We start from the raw sequence: 17,832 nt of genomic DNA on the forward strand, positions 1-17,832 counted from the left end.
TGCCGACCGTCGCGGTGTCGGCGGTGGTACGCCTGGTCGAGGGCGGCGGTCGCGGGACCGCCGGTTGTTGCTGGAGCAGGGGTCAGGCCGCCGGAACACCCGCGGTGTCGGCCCTGGCCGGCCGCTGGTTCGCGGTGGGGCCGGGGAGGACGGCCGCGATGAGTTCGGGTGCGGGTCCGGTGAGTGCGCGGCGGCGGGCCTCTCCGGCCGAGGCGGGGGAGAAGTTCTGCCAGTACCGGGCCTCGCGGTTGAGTCTGCCGATGAGCGGCATGAGATCGGTTGCGCTGGGGAGGGGGATGCCCAGGCGGCTCGCCTTGTCGTCCCCGAAAGCCCGCCGCAGCACGCTGTGGATGAGTGCGCGCAGCTGTTCCTCGGTCAGGACGGCGCCGGGTGCGGCGGCCATCGCTCCTGCCTGCGCATCGATCATGGTCGCCGTCAGGGCGGTCGAGTTCTCGTCGGGGGCGGGCGTCATGGTGTCGAGCTGGTTCCGCAGCCGACGGGCACGGGCGTGGTCGGTCACGTCCTTCCAGAGCCTCTCGTCGAGGCCCAGGAGATGGGCGACATGGGCCCAGTACCCGTACAGGCTTCGCTCCTCGTCGGGGGTGGTGTCGATGCCGACGGCGGCAAGCGCCTGGAACGCCACGACGGTGAAACCGAGCCATGTGCGGGCCATGTCGAGCTGGCCGACCGGTAGACCGGGCACGCCCGTGTCCCAGTCCGTCAGGGACCTGGCCCGCATACGGGCATGGCGCAGCCGGAGCTGAGCCGTGGCCACGTAGCCCGGCCCTCCGCGCAGCAGCCCGCCCGGCCGGATGGTCTGCCGTGCCCATACCCCGGTCTCCACGAGCAGGCGCGTCGCCCTGTCCGCCGGCCGGTCCGTGCGGGGCAGTCGCCGGGCGACGGCCGGGGACGCGTGGATGTGCGTGAGAGCACTGGTGATCGAGCAGAGGCCGAACCACATCGGGGGCACGGACAGGGTCACCACATCGCCCCGGTGGGGCAACAGGGGGTCGATCCCGGGAGGGGGGATCTCCAGCTGGTTCAGGAGCGCGGCGACGGCTTCGGGGGGCCGTTCGTCCAGGCTCGCCAGGCCGTGCCGGAGGCCGGCGTCGAGGGCCTGCCGTGCTCGCGGGCCGACGGTGTCCAGTTCGGCGATGACGGCGTCGGCGAGTGGGTCCCCGGCGGTGAGCATGGTCACCAGGTCGTCGGCCTGCCCGCCGTTCCGACGGCGTGCCGCTTCCAGGTCGACCACGCGCTCGGAGGATTCGCGGTAGGGGTGGTGTGCGGTCATGAGCTCTCACTCCCAAGAGAGGACGGACAGGTCGGGCGCGTCATGCCCGGCTCGGCCTGCTCCTCGCACCGGAGACGGTCTGACGTCTGTCAGATTACAGTTAATCTGACAGACGTCAAGTAGGGTGGTCGCAGGCCCGGCGGAAGCGGGCGGCCCGCGCGTTCGGGAGGGGGCGCAGTCCGAGCAGGTCGCGGTGCATCAGACGGTCGTGACCTCTGCGGATCACGCGACATGCGGGCGCCATCAACGCGACATGCGGACACCGTCAATCAGTCATGGAGGCAGGGATGGGAGCAAACGTCGAATCCGCTCGACGGCCGGGACGGCCTGGTGCGGGTACTCCTGCGGTGCCTGAGGGGCAGAGTGTTCTGCTGCGGGGGCTCGAAGCGTTCGCGGAACTGGGTTACGACCGGGCCTCGGCGCGCGAGCTGGCCCGCCGGCTGGGTGTCAGTCACAACTTCGTCAACGATCGGTACGGGTCCAAGGCGGCGTTCTGGCGTGCGGTCGTGGACTACGCGTTGGGGGCGCAGCTGGCGCGCATGCCGCAGCCGGATACCTCCGCCGACGATGCCGAGCAGTTGAGGCAGTTCATCACCGGCTTCTACTGGAACGCCGTGGACACGCCCTTGATCGGACGGCTCATGGTGGACGAGTTCACCCGGGACACCGAGCGGCTGGACTATCTGTACGAGCGGTACATCGCCCCGATGCTGGGGCTCGTGCGGCCCGCCGTCGAGCGGCTCGTGGCTCGCGGGCGCATGGCGCCGGTGCCGGTGGACGTGCTGTTCTTCGCCGTCATGGGTCCTGTCTCCGGGATGCTGGAGGTGCCGTTGGCGCTGCGTCTGGGCAGGCCCGAGAACGCCTCGCCGCAGCAGCTCGCGGCCACGGCGGAACTGTTGGCGGAGTTCGTCGTCAACGGGCTGCTCGCGACGGGTGCGGGAGACCGGGCGCGAGCGTGATCCAGAGGCCCGGCCGCTCCGCGCGCGGCGTCGCGGCGGCGGGCGTCGCCTCTGCGCCGCGCCGCCTCGCCGACGCCGGACTCCCCGTCGTCAAGGTGCGCGCGTCCAGCGCCCTCCAGGCCGACGACCCCACGGACCCGGCGGTACGCGGCGCCCTGGCCCGGTTCGCCGAACCCCGCTTCCCGCACCAGACACGCACGGCCCCGCACGGGACCGTCACCGGCGTGGACGACCTCCCGGACGCCCTGGCCGGAGGGCTGGACCCGGGCTCCGCCTGGCAGGCGCACGTCCACGCGCCGCTCCGCGCCGAGCCCGAACCACCCCTGCGCACCACCGCGCCCGAACTGGCCGTCGCTCCGGAAGAGCTGCTCGGCGGCCCGCGGGCCGTCCGCGAGCACATCGAGGTCGAGACCTGCACCTGGACGGTCCTGCCCGAACACCTGCGGCCGCACGGCCGCGACGGCCTGGCCGCCTCGCCAGGATCACCCTGTGGGCAGACACCCACCCCTGGCTCGTCACCCGCCACGAGGACGCCCGCGCCGTCCTCAGCGACGCGCGGTTCAGTTCGCGGAACCCTCGGCCCGGCTTCCCCGGACTCCAGCCGACGCCACCACCGACCACGCGCGGCCAGCTGTTCGCCATGGACCCGCCCGACCACACCCGGCTGCGCCGCATGCTCATCCCCGAGTTCACCTTCCGCCGGGTCGAACAACTGCGGCCCGCCATCCGGAACATCACCGCGAAACTCCTCGACGGTCTCGCCGAACAGGAGCGACCCGCCGACCTCGTCGAGCACTTCACTCTGCCGCTGCCGCTCCTGGTCATCTGCGAACTGCTCGGAGTGCCCTACGAGGACCGCGACTTCATCAACCGGCACGCCGCCGCGTTCGCGACCGTCACGGCCGGACCGGAGGCGATGCGCGCCGGCTGAGGCGCGCTCTTCGGCTGCCTCCAGCAACTGCTGGCCGCCAAGTCACGGGAACCCGGCGACGATCTGATGAGCAAGCTCGCCACCGAGCGGGCCGCCACCGGCGAGGCGAGTGCCGTGGAGGCCGCCGGGCTGCTCGTCCAGTTCCTCATCGCGGGGCACGAGACGACCGCCGGCATGCTCTCCCTCGGCGTCGTCGGCCTGCTGCGGTACCCCGACCAACTGGCCGCACTGCGCGCGGACGAGGACCTCGTCCCCGGGGCCGTGGAGGAACTCCCGCGCTCCCTCATCGTCGTCCACATCGGCATGCGCCGCGTCGCCACCGAGGACGTCGGGGTCGGCGGCGTCACCATCCGGGCCGGCGAGGGTGTGGTGGTCGCCCTGCAGGCGGCCAACCGGGACCCCGCGGTCTTCGCCGACCCGGACACGCTCGACCTCACCCGGGACGCCGACCGGCACCTGGCCTTCGGTCACGGCCTCCGTCACTGCCTCGGCCAGTCACTCGCCCGCGCCGAACTCCAGATCGCGTTGCCCATGCCGTTCCACCGGCTGCCCGGACTGCGCCTGACCGGGCCCGCTGCGGAGGAGTACGCGTTCGAAGGACGCGCGATTCACGGGGTGCGGTAGCTGCCCGTGGCCTGGTGATACCGGCCGCGAAGAACTTCACGGAGGCGGACCACGGCCCGCGATCACGTCCGCTTCCGGGCCGGGCGTCCACCGGCACGCGGTGCGGGAGGCATGGCGCGGCTGGATCTCCTTCGCCGGGACCGAAACCCTGGCAGCGGGTTCGGCCACGGCGGCATTCGTGACGCGCCCGGGACCGGCCTCGACGAGAAGCTCCGTGGCGGCCACTGGGGCGGCGGTGCTGCGGCGAGCGCGGGGGTCTCCATGACCTCCAGGACGTCGACACAGCTCTTCCGTGAATCTTCCACAAGGCAGCCTATGAGACTGGTTGACTCACCGAGCATCATTGATACAAACTGTCTCACAGTGGGAGGGGTGCCGGCCTTCCTTCGGGAAGCTGGCGGGCGACACCACCGCAGGCGGACCCTTCCGGCCCCACCGCGGGGCCAACGTCTCCCACGCAACAGACTGCCACGGGTGTCCCCCTGGGAGTCACCGCCTCCGCCCAGGCCGCCACGTACTGCAACATCGAGGCCGAGTGCAAGGCGGCTCTGCAGAACGTGTCCGGATACGCGGAGTGCACCCAGACCTGGGGCGGCGCGGCTCCTTGACGTGCGTCGACCTCCTGCTCCACCTCGGCTTCCTCGCTCCTGCCCCGGCCGCCTGGCGTGTGCGGGTCCTACGGTGTGACTTCCTCGATCCGTACGGTGCCCGTGCGATCGCCTCGGGGAACTCCCGCCGAGCCGCCGGATTGCTGGTGCGGGCGGTTACGGCCGAAAGCGACGCGCCCCACGTGGTACGTCGTCGCCTCCACACTGCCGAGCGAGAGCGCGAAACAGGGCAACGGGGCTTCGGGCGTGATGAGTTGGTACTCGTCGGCGGCCACGTCAAGGAACGGATCGCCCATCTCCTCACCGGGCGGAGCGGCGCGGTCGTCGTCGGCCCGCCCTTCGAACTGGTCCTGCTGGTGGAGGGACCGCGGTGGCACCCCATGTGCGAGCAGGGACTCCCCTCCCCTTCCGTGCCACGGCTGGGCTTCCGTCGTCGTGCCTCACGCCAGGCCGTGGTCATGCCCCGTCAGCCCGCGCCGTACGTCACGTCGTCGTACGTCACGTCAGGTCGTGCCTCGTCAGGCCGTCGTCGTCCAGGGCGCGAGTGCCATGTCGACCTCGCGCAGGACCATGTCGTCGTCGATGTGCGCGCCGAGCACGAAACGCCGGAACAGCAGGGGGCCCAGGATTCGGGAGACCAGCCCCCTGACGCTCCCCCCTACGCCGGGACGGAGTTCGCCGCGTTCGACGGCGACGGTGAGCGCGCTCGCGAGGTGTTCGTCGGCGCGGCCGAACATCTCCTCGCGGATGCGCCGTACCCCCTCGTCCCGGTCGGCCCGCTCGATGACGGTGGCGATGACCGAGGCGGAGACCGCGTGGTTGAGCCAGTCGGCCTGTCCCTGGAGGTAGGTGATCAGTTGGGCACGGACGGGGCCGTCACCGAGGGCGAACGGGGGGCGGGCGATATCCGTCAAGGTGCCGAGGAGCAGGGAGTGCGGGTCGGGCCAGTGCCGGTAGACGGTTGCCCGGCCGATTCCCGCCCGCTCGGCGACGGCGGCGTGGGTGACCCGCTCCGGACCGCCCTCGATCAGCAGGTCGGTGGCGGCAGCCAGGGCGGCGGTGCGACTGCGCAGGATGCGGGGATCGACGCTGGTCCTGGGCATCGGCACACCTCTTTCGCAAGAAATCTATGAGACCCATCGACTCGAATTTCATTTCTGCTACAGATTGTCTCACAGATTGGTTGGAGGATGCACGGATGCACGCCTGTGCCCAGGGCGGCGGCAAATCCGCCCGTACGACTCGGCTCCCTCGTCGCCGTTCGGTGTGGCGACGGGCAGTCTTCACGCGTCTGGCAACCAGGGCGCCAGTGCCATGTCGACCGTCCGGACGACCATGTCGTCGTCGAGCCGTGCCCCCAGCATGAACCGCTGGAAGAGGAGCGGGCCGATGATGCGGGAGACGAGCTCTCTCTCGTGGTCCTGGGCGCCGGGGCGGAGTTCACCGCGCTCGACGGCGGTGTCGAGGCGGCTGACGAAATGTTCGTCGGCGCGGCCGAACATCTCCTCGCGGATGCGCCGTACCCCCTCGTCCCGTTCGGCACGTTCGATGACCGCGGCGACGACCGACGCGGAGACCGGCTGGTTGAGCCAGTGGATCTGCCGCCGGAGTTCGGTGACCAGTGCGTCGCGGATCGGCCCGTCGCCGAGCATGAGCAGGGGACTGGCCTCGGTGGTGAGGGTGTCGAGGAGGAGGGACTGGACGTCGGGCCAGTGCCGGTAGACGGTGGCCCGGCCGATACCGGCACGTTCGGCCACGGCGGCGTGGGTGACTCGTTCCGGCCCTCCTTCGACCAGCAGCTCGGTGGCCGCGGCGAGGGCGGCGGCGCGGCTGCGGAGAGCGCGGGGGTCGGCGCTGGCCAGGGACATTGAACACCTCTTCGCGAAAGCGATATCTGAGACGGACTGATCCGGAGAGAATCTCCGAAGCGCAGCGTCTCACAGAGAGGTCGGGCGGCGCCCGTCTTCATTCCCTCGTGACACTCCGCCCCGCACGATGCCAGGTGCCCGGGGCAGCCGAAGCCGTCCCGGGCACCTGGTTCGTGTGCGGGTCCCTTATGGTGCGACCTTCCTCGGCGAACCCAGCGGTGCGCCCTACGCGGGCGCGTAGTCGCCCGTCGCCTTCCGGGGGCGGCGGTCGAGGCGCCGGGCTTGGTTTCGGGCACGGTTACGGGGCCGGGCCAGGAGGCGCCGTACACGGTGACGTCGAGGTCGTACGGATGGTCGAGCGGCTTGGTGGCGTAGTACGACTGGACCAAGATCCCGGACGTCCGCCTGCGGGTCCGGGTGCCTGGCCGCCCGGGGCGGGCGTCACCGGCCGTCAGGTGGCGTCGCCGTCGATGACCGGTCGGTGGCGGACACGCCGGTGGGGGCGGACCCGGTTCGGCCCGCCTCCACCGCGCGGGGCAGGGGGGTGTTGCCCCACGTCTGTGGGAGATGTGTCGGCCGCACGGCGAACTGCCACCCCGGGGCCGGCGACACGGCCCTCCGTCGTCATCGCGGCCGTCGGGGTGGCAGCAGCCAGGGCGGGCCGGGGGGACAGCCCGCCCTGACTGTGCGGGGCGGGGGGGAGTTGGACCGATCTGCGGTCACCGCCCCGCGTCCGTGGAGCTCGTGGCGGTTACGCGGCGAGCTGCGGCGTCGCGCCCACGTTCACGCTCACGCCACGCCACCCCGACCTCTTCGCGGCCTCGGCGCGCTTGCGGTCGCGCCTGGCCTTCGCCTGCCGCTTCCTGATCAGCTCGGCGTCCTCTGCCATCGCCTTCAGCTCGGCCCGTACGGTGTCCGCCGGGCGGCGCTCCAGTACGGCGCCGTAGGTCATGGCCAGCAGGTTCAGGGCCTCGGTGTCGGATTCCCCGACCTCGGCGAGGAGGGCCGTCCCGCCCGGCGGGACGTGCGGCGTGAAGGCTCCGACCGCGCTGGCGATCTCGGTGGCCTCGGCGGCCTCGGGGGCCTGCCGGTGGCCGTAGCCTCCTCCGATCACCGCCCCGATGCCCCAGCCCATCACCGGTCCGAGGGGCCCACCGAGGATGTCCATCAGTGAGCCGACCAGTCCGCCGACCGCCGTGTTCCGCCCCGGCTCGGTCTCCAGGACCGCGGGGACACGGACCGTGCCGTCCTCCACGCGCTCGACCAGGACGGCGCCGCGGACCTCGGCGGTGTCGGAGCTGAGGCGCGTGAGGTCGCCGAAGGCCTGGTAGGCGGCGGCGCGGTCGGTGAAGCGGAGGGCGACGGCGTGCTCGTTCATGGACATGACCTGGCTCCTCGGGATGGCTGCTCTCGTCTGTGAGACAGCATGTACCAATGAAGGGCTATGGGTCAATCTGCCTCATAGATCTGTCCGTGAAAGAGGTGCCTCGCGTTCCGGGCTGGCGACGGCCTCGTTCTCGTCGCGGCGAGGGGGTCCTGGGTCCGGGTCGGCTCCGTGGGGATGTGTCATGCCTTACTTGACGAGTGTCAGATTTCGAGTAATCTGACACTCGTCAGACGCCTTTTGTTCCGAGGCGTCGCACGACCTACCGCAAGGGGAGAATCATGAGTGACATCAAGGCCATCGTCCTGAAGGCCGCCACGGAACTGCTCGGTGACAAGCACCCCTCCGCCTCGACCGTTGGCTCGCCGAGAACTACAAGCAGCGCAGCCCCACCGCGGGTGACGGCCGCAAGCCGCTGCGCCAGCTGATCGCCGGGTGCGGGACGGCGAACGGCGAGATGCCGGCCGTCGACCTGGTGGCCGAGACCGCGGCCGGTCGGCTCCTGATGAACCAGTCGCTGGGCCTGTTCAGCCTGTACTACTACCAGGCCCACGCCCGTGACGAGATGAGGCAGGCACTCCACGAGCTGACCGAACCGTCCGCATGGGACGGCTGCGGCTCGACACCGGCCGCCGACTGCCGCTGTCGGCGGCAGCCGAAGCACACCGGTTGATCGAGAACCGGCAGACCACGGGCAAGGTGGTCCTGCTGCCATGGGCGGACTGACCTCCCGCCCCCAGGGATGACCGGCACGCTCCGCTCATCCCGGCGCCGATGTCCCGGAAGCACGGTCGGCTTCCGGGACATCGGCCGATCCCGTCCGCCGTGCGCGGTGACTCCAGCAGGCGTCGCAGGTCGGACTGGGACGAGGCCATCGGGCACCTCCAGGGTTGAACTGGTCGTTCACCAGGGAGATGTGCACGGTGGCCTGCCCCTTGCCCAGGAAGCGGAAGCCGTCACCGGACGCACGCTCCGAGCTTCCCCCCCCCGCACAGATGAGTCCTTCTGTTGCGGGCCTCGTGCGGTGCGGCGTGTGCCGTACGTCTCAGGGGCCGCCGACAAGGGTGGACCAGAAGTCCCTTAGTAGCGATTGTGAGTGGCATCGATGACTCCCGACCCCGTGCGAGAACTCACCTCCGGGCAGCGCGCCCAGTTGGTCCGGCTGAGCAACGGCGCGTCGACGCCGCAGGCACAAGTACTGCGCTGCCACATCGTGTTGGCCTCGGCGGCCGGGGCGACGCAGGCCGAGGTCGCCCGCAGATTCGGGGTCTCCGCGCAGACGGTGGACAAGTGGCTCAGACGGTACGCGGCGGAGGGGCTGGCGGGGTTGCGGGATCGCCCCAGGTCAGGGGCGCCGCGCAGGATCGAGGACGCGACGGTCGCCGAGGTGTTGCACATCACCCGCCACGAGCCGCCACCGTTCGGCGGGAACTGGTCCAAACGGACGCTGGCCCAGCGGGCCGGGGTGTCGGCTTCGACGGTGGCGCGCATCTGGCGCGCCCATGGAATCACGCCGGGTGCCGACGCCCGGTCGGTCGCACCCGCGCCCGGCCACGCTTCGGACAGCGGGCAGCCGCCCATCGTGCCGAGAGCGATCTATACGAACGAGGCACTCTCCGTTCTCGCGCTCCGGAGCACGTCGGGCCCGAAGACCGTGGCCGGCCTGGTCGGCTCTCCTCCCGAGAACAGCCCCGCGGAACCCTCCGAAGCCGCGGACGGCGGCGCCGGGCGCTTTGCCACCGCTCTCGCCCTCCTCGCCTCCGCGGCCGAGCGGGAGCCGACCGCCGGAGGCCGCCCGACCCCCGGGTTCACGGCGTTTCTGCACCGCTTGACGATGACCAGGGAAGCGGACACGGAACTGCACCTGGTCTGCTACGCGGGCACCCCCTCCGCCCTGCTCGCGCTGCACCGCTGGCAGTTCGAGCAGCCCCGGCTGGCCGTACATCTGACGCCGACCCGCAAAACCTGGTTGTGGGTGCTGCGGGACGTGCTGTGCGGGATGGCGCCACCGGCTCCTGGTTCCGAGGCCCGGCAGGCCCTGGCGGAGGTCGAGAGGGAGCTGCGGGCGTGGCGGTGCAGGCGCGGCGCCGACCCGTTCATCTGGGAGCGCACCGACTGGCCCGATCCGGTGGAGTGATCTCCACTTACTTCCGGTCCAGACGTCAAGAGACAGTCAAACGGATTTTCCTAGGCTCCCGGCCATGACTTCTCACAACACGCCACCGCAGGCACACGACACCGGCGAACCGGCGCACAACGAGCCGGGCAGGAAGATGGAACGCCGTACGGTCCTCGCGGCGCTCGGCATCGGCGCCGCCGGCCTGGGGCTGGTGGGAGCCGCCTCACCGTCCCAGGCGAGTGCCGCCGCAACCTCGCGCACCAAGACGCCCGCGACCACACCGCCCTCCTGTGTCCTGGCACCCGAGGTGACGGAGGGGCCGTACTACATCGACGAGGACCTGATCCGGCGGAACATCGCCGAGGACCGTGAAGGCCTGCCCCTGGAGACGCGGATCGTCATCGTGCACGGCACCGAGTGCACCCCCATTCCCGGGGCGGAGGTGGAGGTGTGGATGTGCGACGCGGGTGGCTACTACTCGGGACACCTGGACGTCGATCCCGACCTTCCACCGAACGGCGCGACACACCGCGAGCCGACTGACTCCTCCAGGTTCCAGCGGGGCATGCAGATCGCCAACCGGCGCGGCGAGGTGCGCTTCCGCTCCATCTACCCGGGCTGGTACTGCGGCCGCGCCGTCCACATCCACATCACCGTGCATGTCGACGGGCTGGAGGTGCACACGGGTCAGCTCTACTTCCCCGAGGAGATCAACAAGAAGGTCGCGCTCATGGAGCCGTACGTGCGGCACACCGGGACCAGGCGGATCCCCAACGAGGAGGACATCGGCTACCTCAACTACGGCGGCGAGAAGTCCACGATGGACGTCCGGCCGCTCCGTGCGCACCGTCCGGAACTCGGCTACCTCGCGTCGATCACGACCGGCGTCATCCCCGGACAGACTCCGCCCGAGCCGACCTTCACGCCGTCCGCCTGATGTCCGGCAGAACAAGGGGGCCATCCGGAAGCGCAGGGCATGTGCGTGGACGGTTCCACCAGGGTCTGGGGCGTGGCGAGTCGTGACGAACAGCCGGCATTGCCGCGTCTGTCACCCCTGTGAGGGGAACTCATGAAGAGGCCTTCCCCGGCTGACCGCTCCGGTCCATGGCGACACCCGCTCCGCCTCAGGCCGGACGGGTCCGCCACCATGGCTTGAACACGTGGAACGAGGACCCCGGTCCGCTCGGCGGCCGGGGTTCCCGGCATGCCGGACCCCGCGACCGGGACCCCTGCGAACGGCGCCGGAGGATCACGGAGACGCGGTGCTCGCGGCACCGCGCACCGGCGAGTCGCAGGGGGCGAGCGGCTCGGCAGGTGGCGGCTGGAGGAGCGGCGTTCACGACGGAGCCGGTGGTGAGGGAACCGGTCACCAACGCGATCCGGTGCGGCAGCGGTCCCATCGGTTTCCGCGGCCGATCAGTGGCCGCTTCCCGATCTGCGAGATCTGCGACGGCAGCAGCACATCGCCCCACCCGGCAGAGCGACTCGTCCAGGGCCTATGGCCGTTTGTTCCCGCGGGTGGCCTGTCCGTACCTCTTCCACGCGTCCTCAGCCCACATGACTTCTTCCACGCGTCCTCAGCCCACGTGCTTCGTGAGCCGGTGTGCCTCCTCCAGGAGCAGACGGCCCAGGACCTCCTGACGATCGGGGCGGAAGCGCGGCTCGATTCCGGTGAGCGTCAGCGCCCAGCCAGGAGCCCCGGCGCTGTCGAACACCGCGGCCGCCATGCCCCACGAACCCTCGACGATCAGTCCGGGGTTGAGTGCCCAGCCGTGCGCGCGGGTCGCCGTCAGCCGCTCCCTGACTCGCGCATCCGAGTACGGGTCGCCCCACCGCCCGGCCAGGTTCGCCTTCCGCAGGTAGTCGTCCACCTGGCGGTCCGGAAGGTAGGCCAGGATCGCGATACCGGCCGAGGCGACACCCAGCGGGAAGCGGGCGCCTTCGTGGAGCACGTAGGAGCGGATAGGGAAGTCGCCGTCCTCTCTCAGGAGCACCACGGTCTCGTCACCGCGACGGACCGAGAAGAACGCGCTCTCACCGGTCTCCCTGGCCAGCCGGAGCACACTGCCGCGTGCCTCGTTGGTGAGGTCGTAGCGTGCCGCCGACGCCATGCCGAGCACATAGGTCTCCGGGCCGAGGAACCAGCGCCCCGAGCGCGCGTCGCGGTCCACCAGCCCTTCCGCCGCCAGCGATTCGAGCAGTCGATGTGCCGTGGCACGTGGCAGACGGGCATCCTCGGCGATCTGGGTCGTCGTGGCGCCCGACGCGGTGTGGCGGGACAGTTCCCGCAGCAGTGCCGCGGCGCGTGCCACGACACCCGGCGATTCACTCATGGACGCCTGGCCTTTCCCTGGCTGCACCTTGTCACCTCCCAGCCTAGCGTCCACACAGTGGACGCATATTCGGTGAATGTCCGCCGAGCGGGAGAAATGGCCTGACTGATTGACCCTGCACAAGCCCTGTTGCGATAAAGGTGCGTGCTCACTGAGTGGACGAGTGCTGATCATCTTACGAAGGAGACGGCCATGACCATGGTGCGAGCCAGTGCGGAGGAGGCCCTGGCGGGAACGCTCCGCGACGGGATCACCATCGCGGTGGGCGGCTTCGGGCTGTCCGGCAACCCCGTCGACCTCATCGAGGCCGTGCGCGACTCGGGCGTACGCGATCTGACGATCGTCTCGAACAACATGGGGATCGACGGGAAGGGCCTCGGGCTGCTCCTGGAGAACAACCAGGTGTCCAAGGTCGTCGCCTCGTACGTCGGGGAGAACACGTTGTTCGCCCAGCAGTACCTGGACAAGACGCTGGAGGTCGAGTTCTGCCCCCAGGGCACGCTCGCCGAGCGGCTGCGCGCCGGAGGCGCGGGGATCGCCGGTTTCTACACCCGGACCGGTGTCGGCACCCTGGTGGCCGAGGGCAAGCCCCATGCCGAGTTCGACGGACAGACCTGGGTTCTGGAGCGCGGCATCGTCGCGGACCTCGCGCTGGTGCACGCGCACACCGCGGACGCGGCCGGCAATCTGCGCTACCGGCGGACAGCCCGCAACTTCAACCCGCTGGTGGCGACGGCGGGGCGGGTCACGGCGGTCGACGCGGAAGTGGTGATCGAGGGGTACCTCGACCCGGACGACGTGATGACGCCCGGTGTCTACGTCGACCACGTGGTCCGGGCCGCCGACCGGCCCAAGGAGATCGAGCGACGCACGGTGCGGCAGCCGGATGCCGCCGGACAGGAGGTCTGACATGCCCTGGAACCGGGACGAGATGGCGGCCATCGCCGCGGGCGAACTCAGGGACGGCGACTACGTCAACCTCGGCATCGGTATCCCGACGCTGGTGGCCAATCATCTCCCCGAGGGCGTGAACGTGCTGCTGCAGAGCGAGAACGGTCTGCTCGGCATGGGGCCCTTCCCGTACGACGGCGAGGAGGACGCGGATCTGATCAACGCCGGGAAGCAGACGGTCACCGCCGTGCCCGGAGCCTCGGTCTTCGACTCCGCGACCAGCTTCGCGATGATCCGGGGCGGGCATGTGGACATCGCGATCCTGGGCGCGCTCCAGGTCTCCGCCGGCGGGGATCTCGCCAACTGGACGGTCCCGGGCAGCTTCGTCAAGGGCATGGGCGGCGCCATGGACCTGGTGGCCGGCACCCGTCGGGTGGTCGTGCTCACCGACCACGTGGCGAGGGACGGCTCGCCGAAGATCGTCACGGAGTGCACGCTGCCGCTGACCGGACTGGGTGTGGTGCACCGCGTCATCACGGATCTCGCCGTCCTCGACGTCACCACCGACGGACTGGTCGTACGCCGACTCGCCCCGGAGGTCGGCCTCGACGACCTCCGAGCCGCCACCGGAGCACCCGTGGCGGCGGCCTGAACCGCGCCGAAGCGCGGAACCTGCCGCGCGCCTCCATGGAGTACTCACGGAGTACTCCATGTGCTCGTGGACCGGCGCGGTATCAGGGCCCCGGACATTCAGGGAGCCCACGCGTCGGCGCGCGGCTCCCGCTTGAGGATCTCGCCGCCGGCCTGGAGCCCCGGGCTGCCCTTCGGCGGCTTCGCGGCCTCCGGCTACGGGCGCTTCGGTGGGGGCTGGGGCATCGAGCCCTTCTCGAACGCGCGCTCGGTCGCCGTCTCCGTTCGCCCTGTTGTGTCCGGGCGGCCCGGGACACCGGGATCTCCCGAGCCGCGTGAAGGTGCGGTGCGGAGCAAGGAGATTCCGAATCCCAAGATCCGTCTGTGTGGTCGCGCCTGTGAGGGTGTGCGTATGGGGGTAGTACGTCACGCCAAATCGACCAATGTGGAATCAAGTTGACTCAGAGACACAGACGACGCAGCGCCACCGCCACGCTGCTGTGCTCCGCACTGACCGGAGTCCTCGCGCTTCCCTGGACTGTGACACAGGCTCAGGCGCGGGCGGCCACGATCGGGACACCGGTCCCGGGGCAGCAGAAGCAGTACGACGCCGGCATCTACGTGATCAAGCTCAGCGCCGCGCCCGTCGCCGCCTACCAGGGCGGCGTGGCCGGGGTGAAGCGGACCATGCCGGCCCCGGGAGACCGGCTCGACGCCGGCTCGGCCGCCGTGCGGAAGTACCGGAACTATCTCGACGACCGCCGGGACAAGGTGCTGGGCGCGGTTCCGGGCGTCAAGAAGCTGTACGACTACGACTACACGTTCAACGGCTTCGCCGCCCGGCTCACCGGAGAACAGGCCGCCGAACTGGCGGCCACTCCCGGCGTGGTGTCGGTGACCCGGTCCACGGTCCAGAAGCGGATCGATCAGGTGCCGTCGGAGGACGCGGCGTCGGCGAAGACGGCGGCAACGGGTACGACGACCGCCGCGAACGCGACGTCCAAGAACACCACCGCCGAGAACACGACCACCGAGAACACCACCGCTCTCCCCGACGTCCCCCGTTTCCTCGGTCTGTCCGGCGAGAAGGGCCTGTGGTCGAAGGTCGGCGGGCCGCAGCACGCCGGTGAGGGGGTGATCGTCGGCGTCATCGACGCGGTCGACACCAAGAACCCGATGCTCGCGCCGCTCCCCGAGCCCCGCCCGGACGCGGACATCATCGCGAAGAAGTGGCACGGCGACTGCGACGAGGGCGACGGCAGCGCCCCGCAGTACAAGATCACCTGCAACAACCGGGTGATCGGCGCCGGTTGGTTCCGTCAGGGCGTGCCCGACCCGCAGCCCGTGGACGTGCCCTCGCCGTTGGACATGGACAGCCACGGCACCCACATAGGCACCACGATCGGCGGCGCCTACGACACCCCCGCGTCGATACCGGGCACCAACATCAGCGGTAGCCTCAGCGGTCTCGCACCCGCGTCCCGGCTGGCCTTCTACAAGGCGTGCTGGAGCATCGGATGCCCCGACGTGGACACCGCGGCGGCGGTCGAGCGGGCCGTGGCCGACGGCGTGGACGTCATCAGCTACTCCATCGGCAGCGACATCACGCAGCCCACCGTGCTGGAGTCCATGTTCAACGCGGCCAGGGCCGGCGTGTCCGTGGTGACGGCGGCCGGGAACTCCGGCCTCGCCAACTCGGTGGAAGGGACCGCCCCGTGGGTCACCACGGTCGCCGCCGAGAGCCACGACACCGGCTACGAGATCTCGCTGGTGCTCGGCGACGGCAGCCGCGTCACCTCACCCGGCATGTCCCTCGGCACCTCCAGTGCCCCCCTGGTCAACGCCCTGGACGTCACCAAGGCGGACGCCGACCCCGAGCGCGCCCCGCACTGCGCGCCGGGCACCCTGGACCCTGAGCGCGCGAGAGGCAAGATCGTCGTCTGCGACCGGGGCGGTCCGAACATCTTCACGTGGGACGACCGGGTCAAGGAGGCGCTGAAGGCGGGCGCCACGGGGCTGGTGGTGGCCAACACCCCGGTCAGCGCTCAGGACCTGGCCGGCGACACCCAGCTCCCCACGATCACGGTGGGTCCCGAGGACCGCGAGAAGATCAAGGAGTACGCGGCCACGGAGGGGGCCACCGCCGAGCTCACGCCCACCGTGAGCACCCGTACCAAGGCCCCGGTCATCACCGACTTCTCCTCCGCCGGCGCCGACCGCCACTCCACCGGTGACCTGCTCAAGCCCGACATCGCCGCGCCGGGCAGGGACATCGCGGCGGGTACCGTGCCGGGCGATGTCGGCGGGTACGCGGGCGAGTTCGGCTTCATGAACGGTACGTCGATGGCGGCCCCGCACATCGCGGGCCTGACCGCCCTGCTCAAGCAGGTGCACCCGGACTGGTCGCCGATGGAGATCAAGTCGGCGCTGATGACCACCGCGACGACGACCGACAACGACGGCGATCCCCTGCGCCGTACGGCCGGAGGCGGCACGGTCGCCGCGACCCCGCTCGACTACGGCGCGGGCTCTCCTCGGGCCACCCGGGCGGCCGACCCCGGACTGGTCTACGACTCGACCTCGGCCGACTGGACGGCGTACCTGTGCGCGATCGGCGTCCAGCCGGCGACCGCGGACGGAACCGATGCCTGCGCCACCGTCCCGAAGACGGACCCGAGCGACCTCAACTACCCCTCCGTCTCGATCGGTGACCTGTACGGCACCCAGACGGTGACCCGGACGGTCACCAACGTGTCCGCCAAGGCCGCCACTTACCGTGCGACGCTCCAGACCCCGCCCGGCTACCGGGCGGAGGTCACCCCCGACCGCCTCACGCTGGCGCCCGGCGACTCGGCCGCCTACAAGGTGACGCTCACACGCGAGGACGCCGCCTACGACACCTGGTCCTTGGGCTCCCTCACCTGGAGCGACCGCCACAGCCACCATCGCGTCACCAGCCCGCTGTCCGTACGCGCCGCCCGCTTCAGCGCACCGCGGGAGGCCAGTGCCGACGGCGGTTCCACGACGCTGGACACGCGGGTCGGTTTCTCCGGCGAACTGACCGCCAGGGCAAGGCTGTTCGCCTCACAGCGGACCACCGGCACGCTGACCGGCACGGACACGTCCTACTTCTGGGAGGACCCGCACACCGGCCCCGCCGTGGCGAAGACACGACTCCACGTCGCCGAGGACGCCGAGTTCGCCCGGGTCGCCATCACCGCGGCGGACCATCTGCCCGGCTCCGACCTCGACCTGTACGTCGTCGACAGCGGCGGCACCATCGTCAGCCCCGACCCGACCGACTTCTCCGACCACCACGCCGACCTGGGGCCGGGTGACTACGACGTGTACGTCGTGCAGTACACGCTGCCGGAGAACATCGACAGCCAGCGGTTCACGCTGCACACCTGGATCGTCTCCCCGGACGATCCAGGGACGGCCGGCGAGGTCACCCCCGCCACCCAGAAGGTGACCGGCGGCGACCGCCCCCGGGTCACGGTCGCCTGGCCGGGAGCCGTCTTTGGTGAGCTGTACCTCGGGCTCGTCGACTTCGGCGACGGCACCGAGACCGTGGGCCGTACGACGCTCTTCGTCAGGCCGTAGCCCCGCGAGAGCCGACGGCCACCGACCGGTGGAAAAACGTGTACGGGGTCCGTCTGTCTTGACGGACCCCGTAGCGCCGCACCGGAGGTCGATTCACCGCTTCCGGTGACTGTGGGCCTGTCAGGACATGTTCGCCCAGAAGTTGGCCGCGCTGGTCGAGGCGGGGACGGAGAACTTGCGCTTGTCGATGAAGCCGTCCGTGCAGTTCGAGCTGGTGAAGGTGGTCAGCGTCACCTCCCGGTCCAGGTAGATGTTCTGCTTGCTGTCCTTCCACCCGCTGCCGGCGGAGAGAGACCGGCAGCGCTCGAACGAATCACCCAACGGGGTCAGGGTGCTGATGTACACCGACCGGCCGGTCGTCTTCACCATCAGGTTGATCAGGCCGGCGTCAGCGGCCGAGGCGGGGGCCGCCGCACAACCCAGGGCGAGTCCGGCCGCTGCCAGGACGGAGGTTGCCGCGATCTTGGCGCGATTCTTGAACATGGGGGGTGGTTCCAGATGTGTGAGAGAACGATGGTGTGGTTCGCCGCTTGTCAACGGCACCCGAGGGGGGCGTGCCGGGCACGCCCCCCTCGGGATCGCGCGGGGAGA

General features: G+C 70.6%; 18 protein-coding genes. 11 read left to right on the plus strand and 7 right to left on the minus strand.

Going from position 1 to position 17,832, the window contains the following annotated elements; translation table 11 throughout:
• Positions 1-82: 82 nt before the first annotated feature.
• The gene (locus ACWD4G_RS26300; protein WP_451297471.1) at positions 83-1,291 is read right to left on the minus strand and encodes an oxygenase MpaB family protein; all 1,209 of its coding nucleotides are present in this window, start codon (positions 1,289-1,291) and stop codon (positions 83-85) included.
• A 347-nt stretch (positions 1,292-1,638) separates the two neighbouring features.
• Here ACWD4G_RS26300 and ACWD4G_RS26305 point away from each other — a divergent pair, with 347 nt between their 5' ends.
• The 3 genes from ACWD4G_RS26305 (at position 1,639) to ACWD4G_RS26315 (ending at position 3,805) form a co-directional block, all read left to right on the plus strand.
• The gene (locus ACWD4G_RS26305) at positions 1,639-2,250 is read left to right on the plus strand and encodes a TetR/AcrR family transcriptional regulator (RefSeq protein WP_451297473.1); all 612 of its coding nucleotides are present in this window, start codon (positions 1,639-1,641) and stop codon (positions 2,248-2,250) included.
• A gap of 640 nt (positions 2,251-2,890) precedes the next feature.
• The gene (locus tag ACWD4G_RS26310; RefSeq protein WP_451297475.1) at positions 2,891-3,181 is read left to right on the plus strand and encodes a hypothetical protein; all 291 of its coding nucleotides are present in this window, start codon (positions 2,891-2,893) and stop codon (positions 3,179-3,181) included.
• 66 nt (positions 3,182-3,247) lie between these two features.
• Entirely contained in the window at positions 3,248-3,805 is a 558-nt protein-coding gene (locus ACWD4G_RS26315; RefSeq protein ID WP_451297477.1) for a cytochrome P450, read from the plus strand.
• Between the two features lie 676 nt (positions 3,806-4,481).
• On the opposite strand, the gene ACWD4G_RS26320 is transcribed toward ACWD4G_RS26315, so the two are convergent.
• From ACWD4G_RS26320 to ACWD4G_RS26335, 4 genes are all read right to left on the minus strand, one after another.
• Positions 4,482-4,790, minus strand: a complete 309-nt coding sequence (locus ACWD4G_RS26320; protein WP_451297479.1) for a hypothetical protein — start codon at positions 4,788-4,790, stop codon at positions 4,482-4,484.
• Positions 4,791-4,931: 141 nt separating this feature from the next.
• The gene (locus tag ACWD4G_RS26325; protein WP_451297481.1) at positions 4,932-5,516 is read right to left on the minus strand and encodes a TetR/AcrR family transcriptional regulator; all 585 of its coding nucleotides are present in this window, start codon (positions 5,514-5,516) and stop codon (positions 4,932-4,934) included.
• Between the two features lie 180 nt (positions 5,517-5,696).
• Positions 5,697-6,281 (minus strand): TetR/AcrR family transcriptional regulator, encoded by a 585-nt coding sequence (locus tag ACWD4G_RS26330; protein WP_451297483.1) that lies wholly within the window; start codon positions 6,279-6,281, stop codon positions 5,697-5,699.
• Between the two features lie 751 nt (positions 6,282-7,032).
• Positions 7,033-7,665, minus strand: coding sequence for a hypothetical protein (locus ACWD4G_RS26335; RefSeq protein WP_451297485.1), 633 nt, complete (start codon positions 7,663-7,665; stop codon positions 7,033-7,035).
• 281 nt (positions 7,666-7,946) lie between these two features.
• Here ACWD4G_RS26335 and ACWD4G_RS26340 point away from each other — a divergent pair, with 281 nt between their 5' ends.
• The 5 genes from ACWD4G_RS26340 (at position 7,947) to ACWD4G_RS26360 (ending at position 10,721) form a co-directional block, all read left to right on the plus strand.
• Entirely contained in the window at positions 7,947-8,093 is a 147-nt protein-coding gene (locus ACWD4G_RS26340) for a hypothetical protein (protein WP_451297487.1), read from the plus strand.
• A 29-nt stretch (positions 8,094-8,122) separates the two neighbouring features.
• A complete protein-coding gene (locus ACWD4G_RS26345; RefSeq protein ID WP_451297777.1) occupies positions 8,123-8,338 on the plus strand; it encodes a hypothetical protein in 216 nt (71 codons plus the stop codon).
• Positions 8,308-8,391 carry a hypothetical protein gene (locus tag ACWD4G_RS26350; RefSeq protein WP_451297762.1) on the plus strand — a complete coding sequence of 28 codons (84 nt, stop codon included), beginning with the start codon at positions 8,308-8,310 and terminating at the stop codon, positions 8,389-8,391. Before ACWD4G_RS26345 ends, ACWD4G_RS26350 begins: the two co-directional genes overlap by 31 nt.
• A 379-nt stretch (positions 8,392-8,770) precedes the next feature.
• Positions 8,771-9,802: a helix-turn-helix domain-containing protein gene (locus ACWD4G_RS26355; RefSeq protein WP_451297489.1), complete on the plus strand. Its 1,032-nt coding sequence runs from the start codon at positions 8,771-8,773 to the stop codon at positions 9,800-9,802.
• A 64-nt stretch (positions 9,803-9,866) separates the two neighbouring features.
• Positions 9,867-10,721, plus strand: coding sequence for a hypothetical protein (locus ACWD4G_RS26360; protein WP_451297491.1), 855 nt, complete (start codon positions 9,867-9,869; stop codon positions 10,719-10,721).
• Positions 10,722-11,361: 640 nt separating this feature from the next.
• On the opposite strand, the gene ACWD4G_RS26365 is transcribed toward ACWD4G_RS26360, so the two are convergent.
• Positions 11,362-12,117: an IclR family transcriptional regulator gene (locus tag ACWD4G_RS26365; RefSeq protein ID WP_451297493.1), complete on the minus strand. Its 756-nt coding sequence runs from the start codon at positions 12,115-12,117 to the stop codon at positions 11,362-11,364.
• A gap of 192 nt (positions 12,118-12,309) precedes the next feature.
• On the opposite strand from ACWD4G_RS26365, the gene ACWD4G_RS26370 reads away from it, so the two are divergent.
• From ACWD4G_RS26370 to ACWD4G_RS26380, 3 genes are all read left to right on the plus strand, one after another.
• Positions 12,310-13,026 (plus strand): CoA transferase subunit A, encoded by a 717-nt coding sequence (locus ACWD4G_RS26370; RefSeq protein ID WP_451297495.1) that lies wholly within the window; start codon positions 12,310-12,312, stop codon positions 13,024-13,026.
• 1 nt (position 13,027) lies between these two features.
• Positions 13,028-13,660 carry a 3-oxoacid CoA-transferase subunit B gene (locus ACWD4G_RS26375; RefSeq protein WP_451297497.1) on the plus strand — a complete coding sequence of 211 codons (633 nt, stop codon included), beginning with the start codon at positions 13,028-13,030 and terminating at the stop codon, positions 13,658-13,660.
• A gap of 434 nt (positions 13,661-14,094) precedes the next feature.
• The gene (locus tag ACWD4G_RS26380; protein ID WP_451297499.1) at positions 14,095-17,241 is read left to right on the plus strand and encodes a S8 family serine peptidase; all 3,147 of its coding nucleotides are present in this window, start codon (positions 14,095-14,097) and stop codon (positions 17,239-17,241) included.
• A gap of 120 nt (positions 17,242-17,361) precedes the next feature.
• On the opposite strand, the gene ACWD4G_RS26385 is transcribed toward ACWD4G_RS26380, so the two are convergent.
• Positions 17,362-17,724 carry a hypothetical protein gene (locus ACWD4G_RS26385; RefSeq protein WP_451297501.1) on the minus strand — a complete coding sequence of 121 codons (363 nt, stop codon included), beginning with the start codon at positions 17,722-17,724 and terminating at the stop codon, positions 17,362-17,364.
• Positions 17,725-17,832: the final 108 nt, after the last annotated feature.

The organism is Streptomyces sp. NPDC002643, assembly GCF_053592555.1.

Excerpts from the sequence above, each read along its gene's own strand:
- ACWD4G_RS26300 (WP_451297471.1), bottom strand. The coding sequence starts at position 1,291 with ATGACCGCACACCACCCCTACCGCGAATCCTCCGAGCGCGTGGTCGAC.
- ACWD4G_RS26310 (WP_451297475.1), top strand. The coding sequence starts at position 2,891 with ATGGACCCGCCCGACCACACCCGGCTGCGCCGCATGCTCATCCCCGAG.
- ACWD4G_RS26315 (WP_451297477.1), top strand. The coding sequence starts at position 3,248 with ATGAGCAAGCTCGCCACCGAGCGGGCCGCCACCGGCGAGGCGAGTGCC.
- ACWD4G_RS26325 (WP_451297481.1), bottom strand. The coding sequence starts at position 5,516 with ATGCCCAGGACCAGCGTCGATCCCCGCATCCTGCGCAGTCGCACCGCC.
- ACWD4G_RS26330 (WP_451297483.1), bottom strand. The coding sequence starts at position 6,281 with ATGTCCCTGGCCAGCGCCGACCCCCGCGCTCTCCGCAGCCGCGCCGCC.
- ACWD4G_RS26335 (WP_451297485.1), bottom strand. The coding sequence starts at position 7,665 with ATGTCCATGAACGAGCACGCCGTCGCCCTCCGCTTCACCGACCGCGCC.
- ACWD4G_RS26340 (WP_451297487.1), top strand. The coding sequence starts at position 7,947 with ATGAGTGACATCAAGGCCATCGTCCTGAAGGCCGCCACGGAACTGCTC.
- ACWD4G_RS26345 (WP_451297777.1), top strand. The coding sequence starts at position 8,123 with ATGCCGGCCGTCGACCTGGTGGCCGAGACCGCGGCCGGTCGGCTCCTG.
- ACWD4G_RS26355 (WP_451297489.1), top strand. The coding sequence starts at position 8,771 with ATGACTCCCGACCCCGTGCGAGAACTCACCTCCGGGCAGCGCGCCCAG.
- ACWD4G_RS26360 (WP_451297491.1), top strand. The coding sequence starts at position 9,867 with ATGACTTCTCACAACACGCCACCGCAGGCACACGACACCGGCGAACCG.
- ACWD4G_RS26365 (WP_451297493.1), bottom strand. The coding sequence starts at position 12,117 with ATGAGTGAATCGCCGGGTGTCGTGGCACGCGCCGCGGCACTGCTGCGG.
- ACWD4G_RS26370 (WP_451297495.1), top strand. The coding sequence starts at position 12,310 with ATGACCATGGTGCGAGCCAGTGCGGAGGAGGCCCTGGCGGGAACGCTC.
- ACWD4G_RS26375 (WP_451297497.1), top strand. The coding sequence starts at position 13,028 with ATGCCCTGGAACCGGGACGAGATGGCGGCCATCGCCGCGGGCGAACTC.
- ACWD4G_RS26385 (WP_451297501.1), bottom strand. The coding sequence starts at position 17,724 with ATGTTCAAGAATCGCGCCAAGATCGCGGCAACCTCCGTCCTGGCAGCG.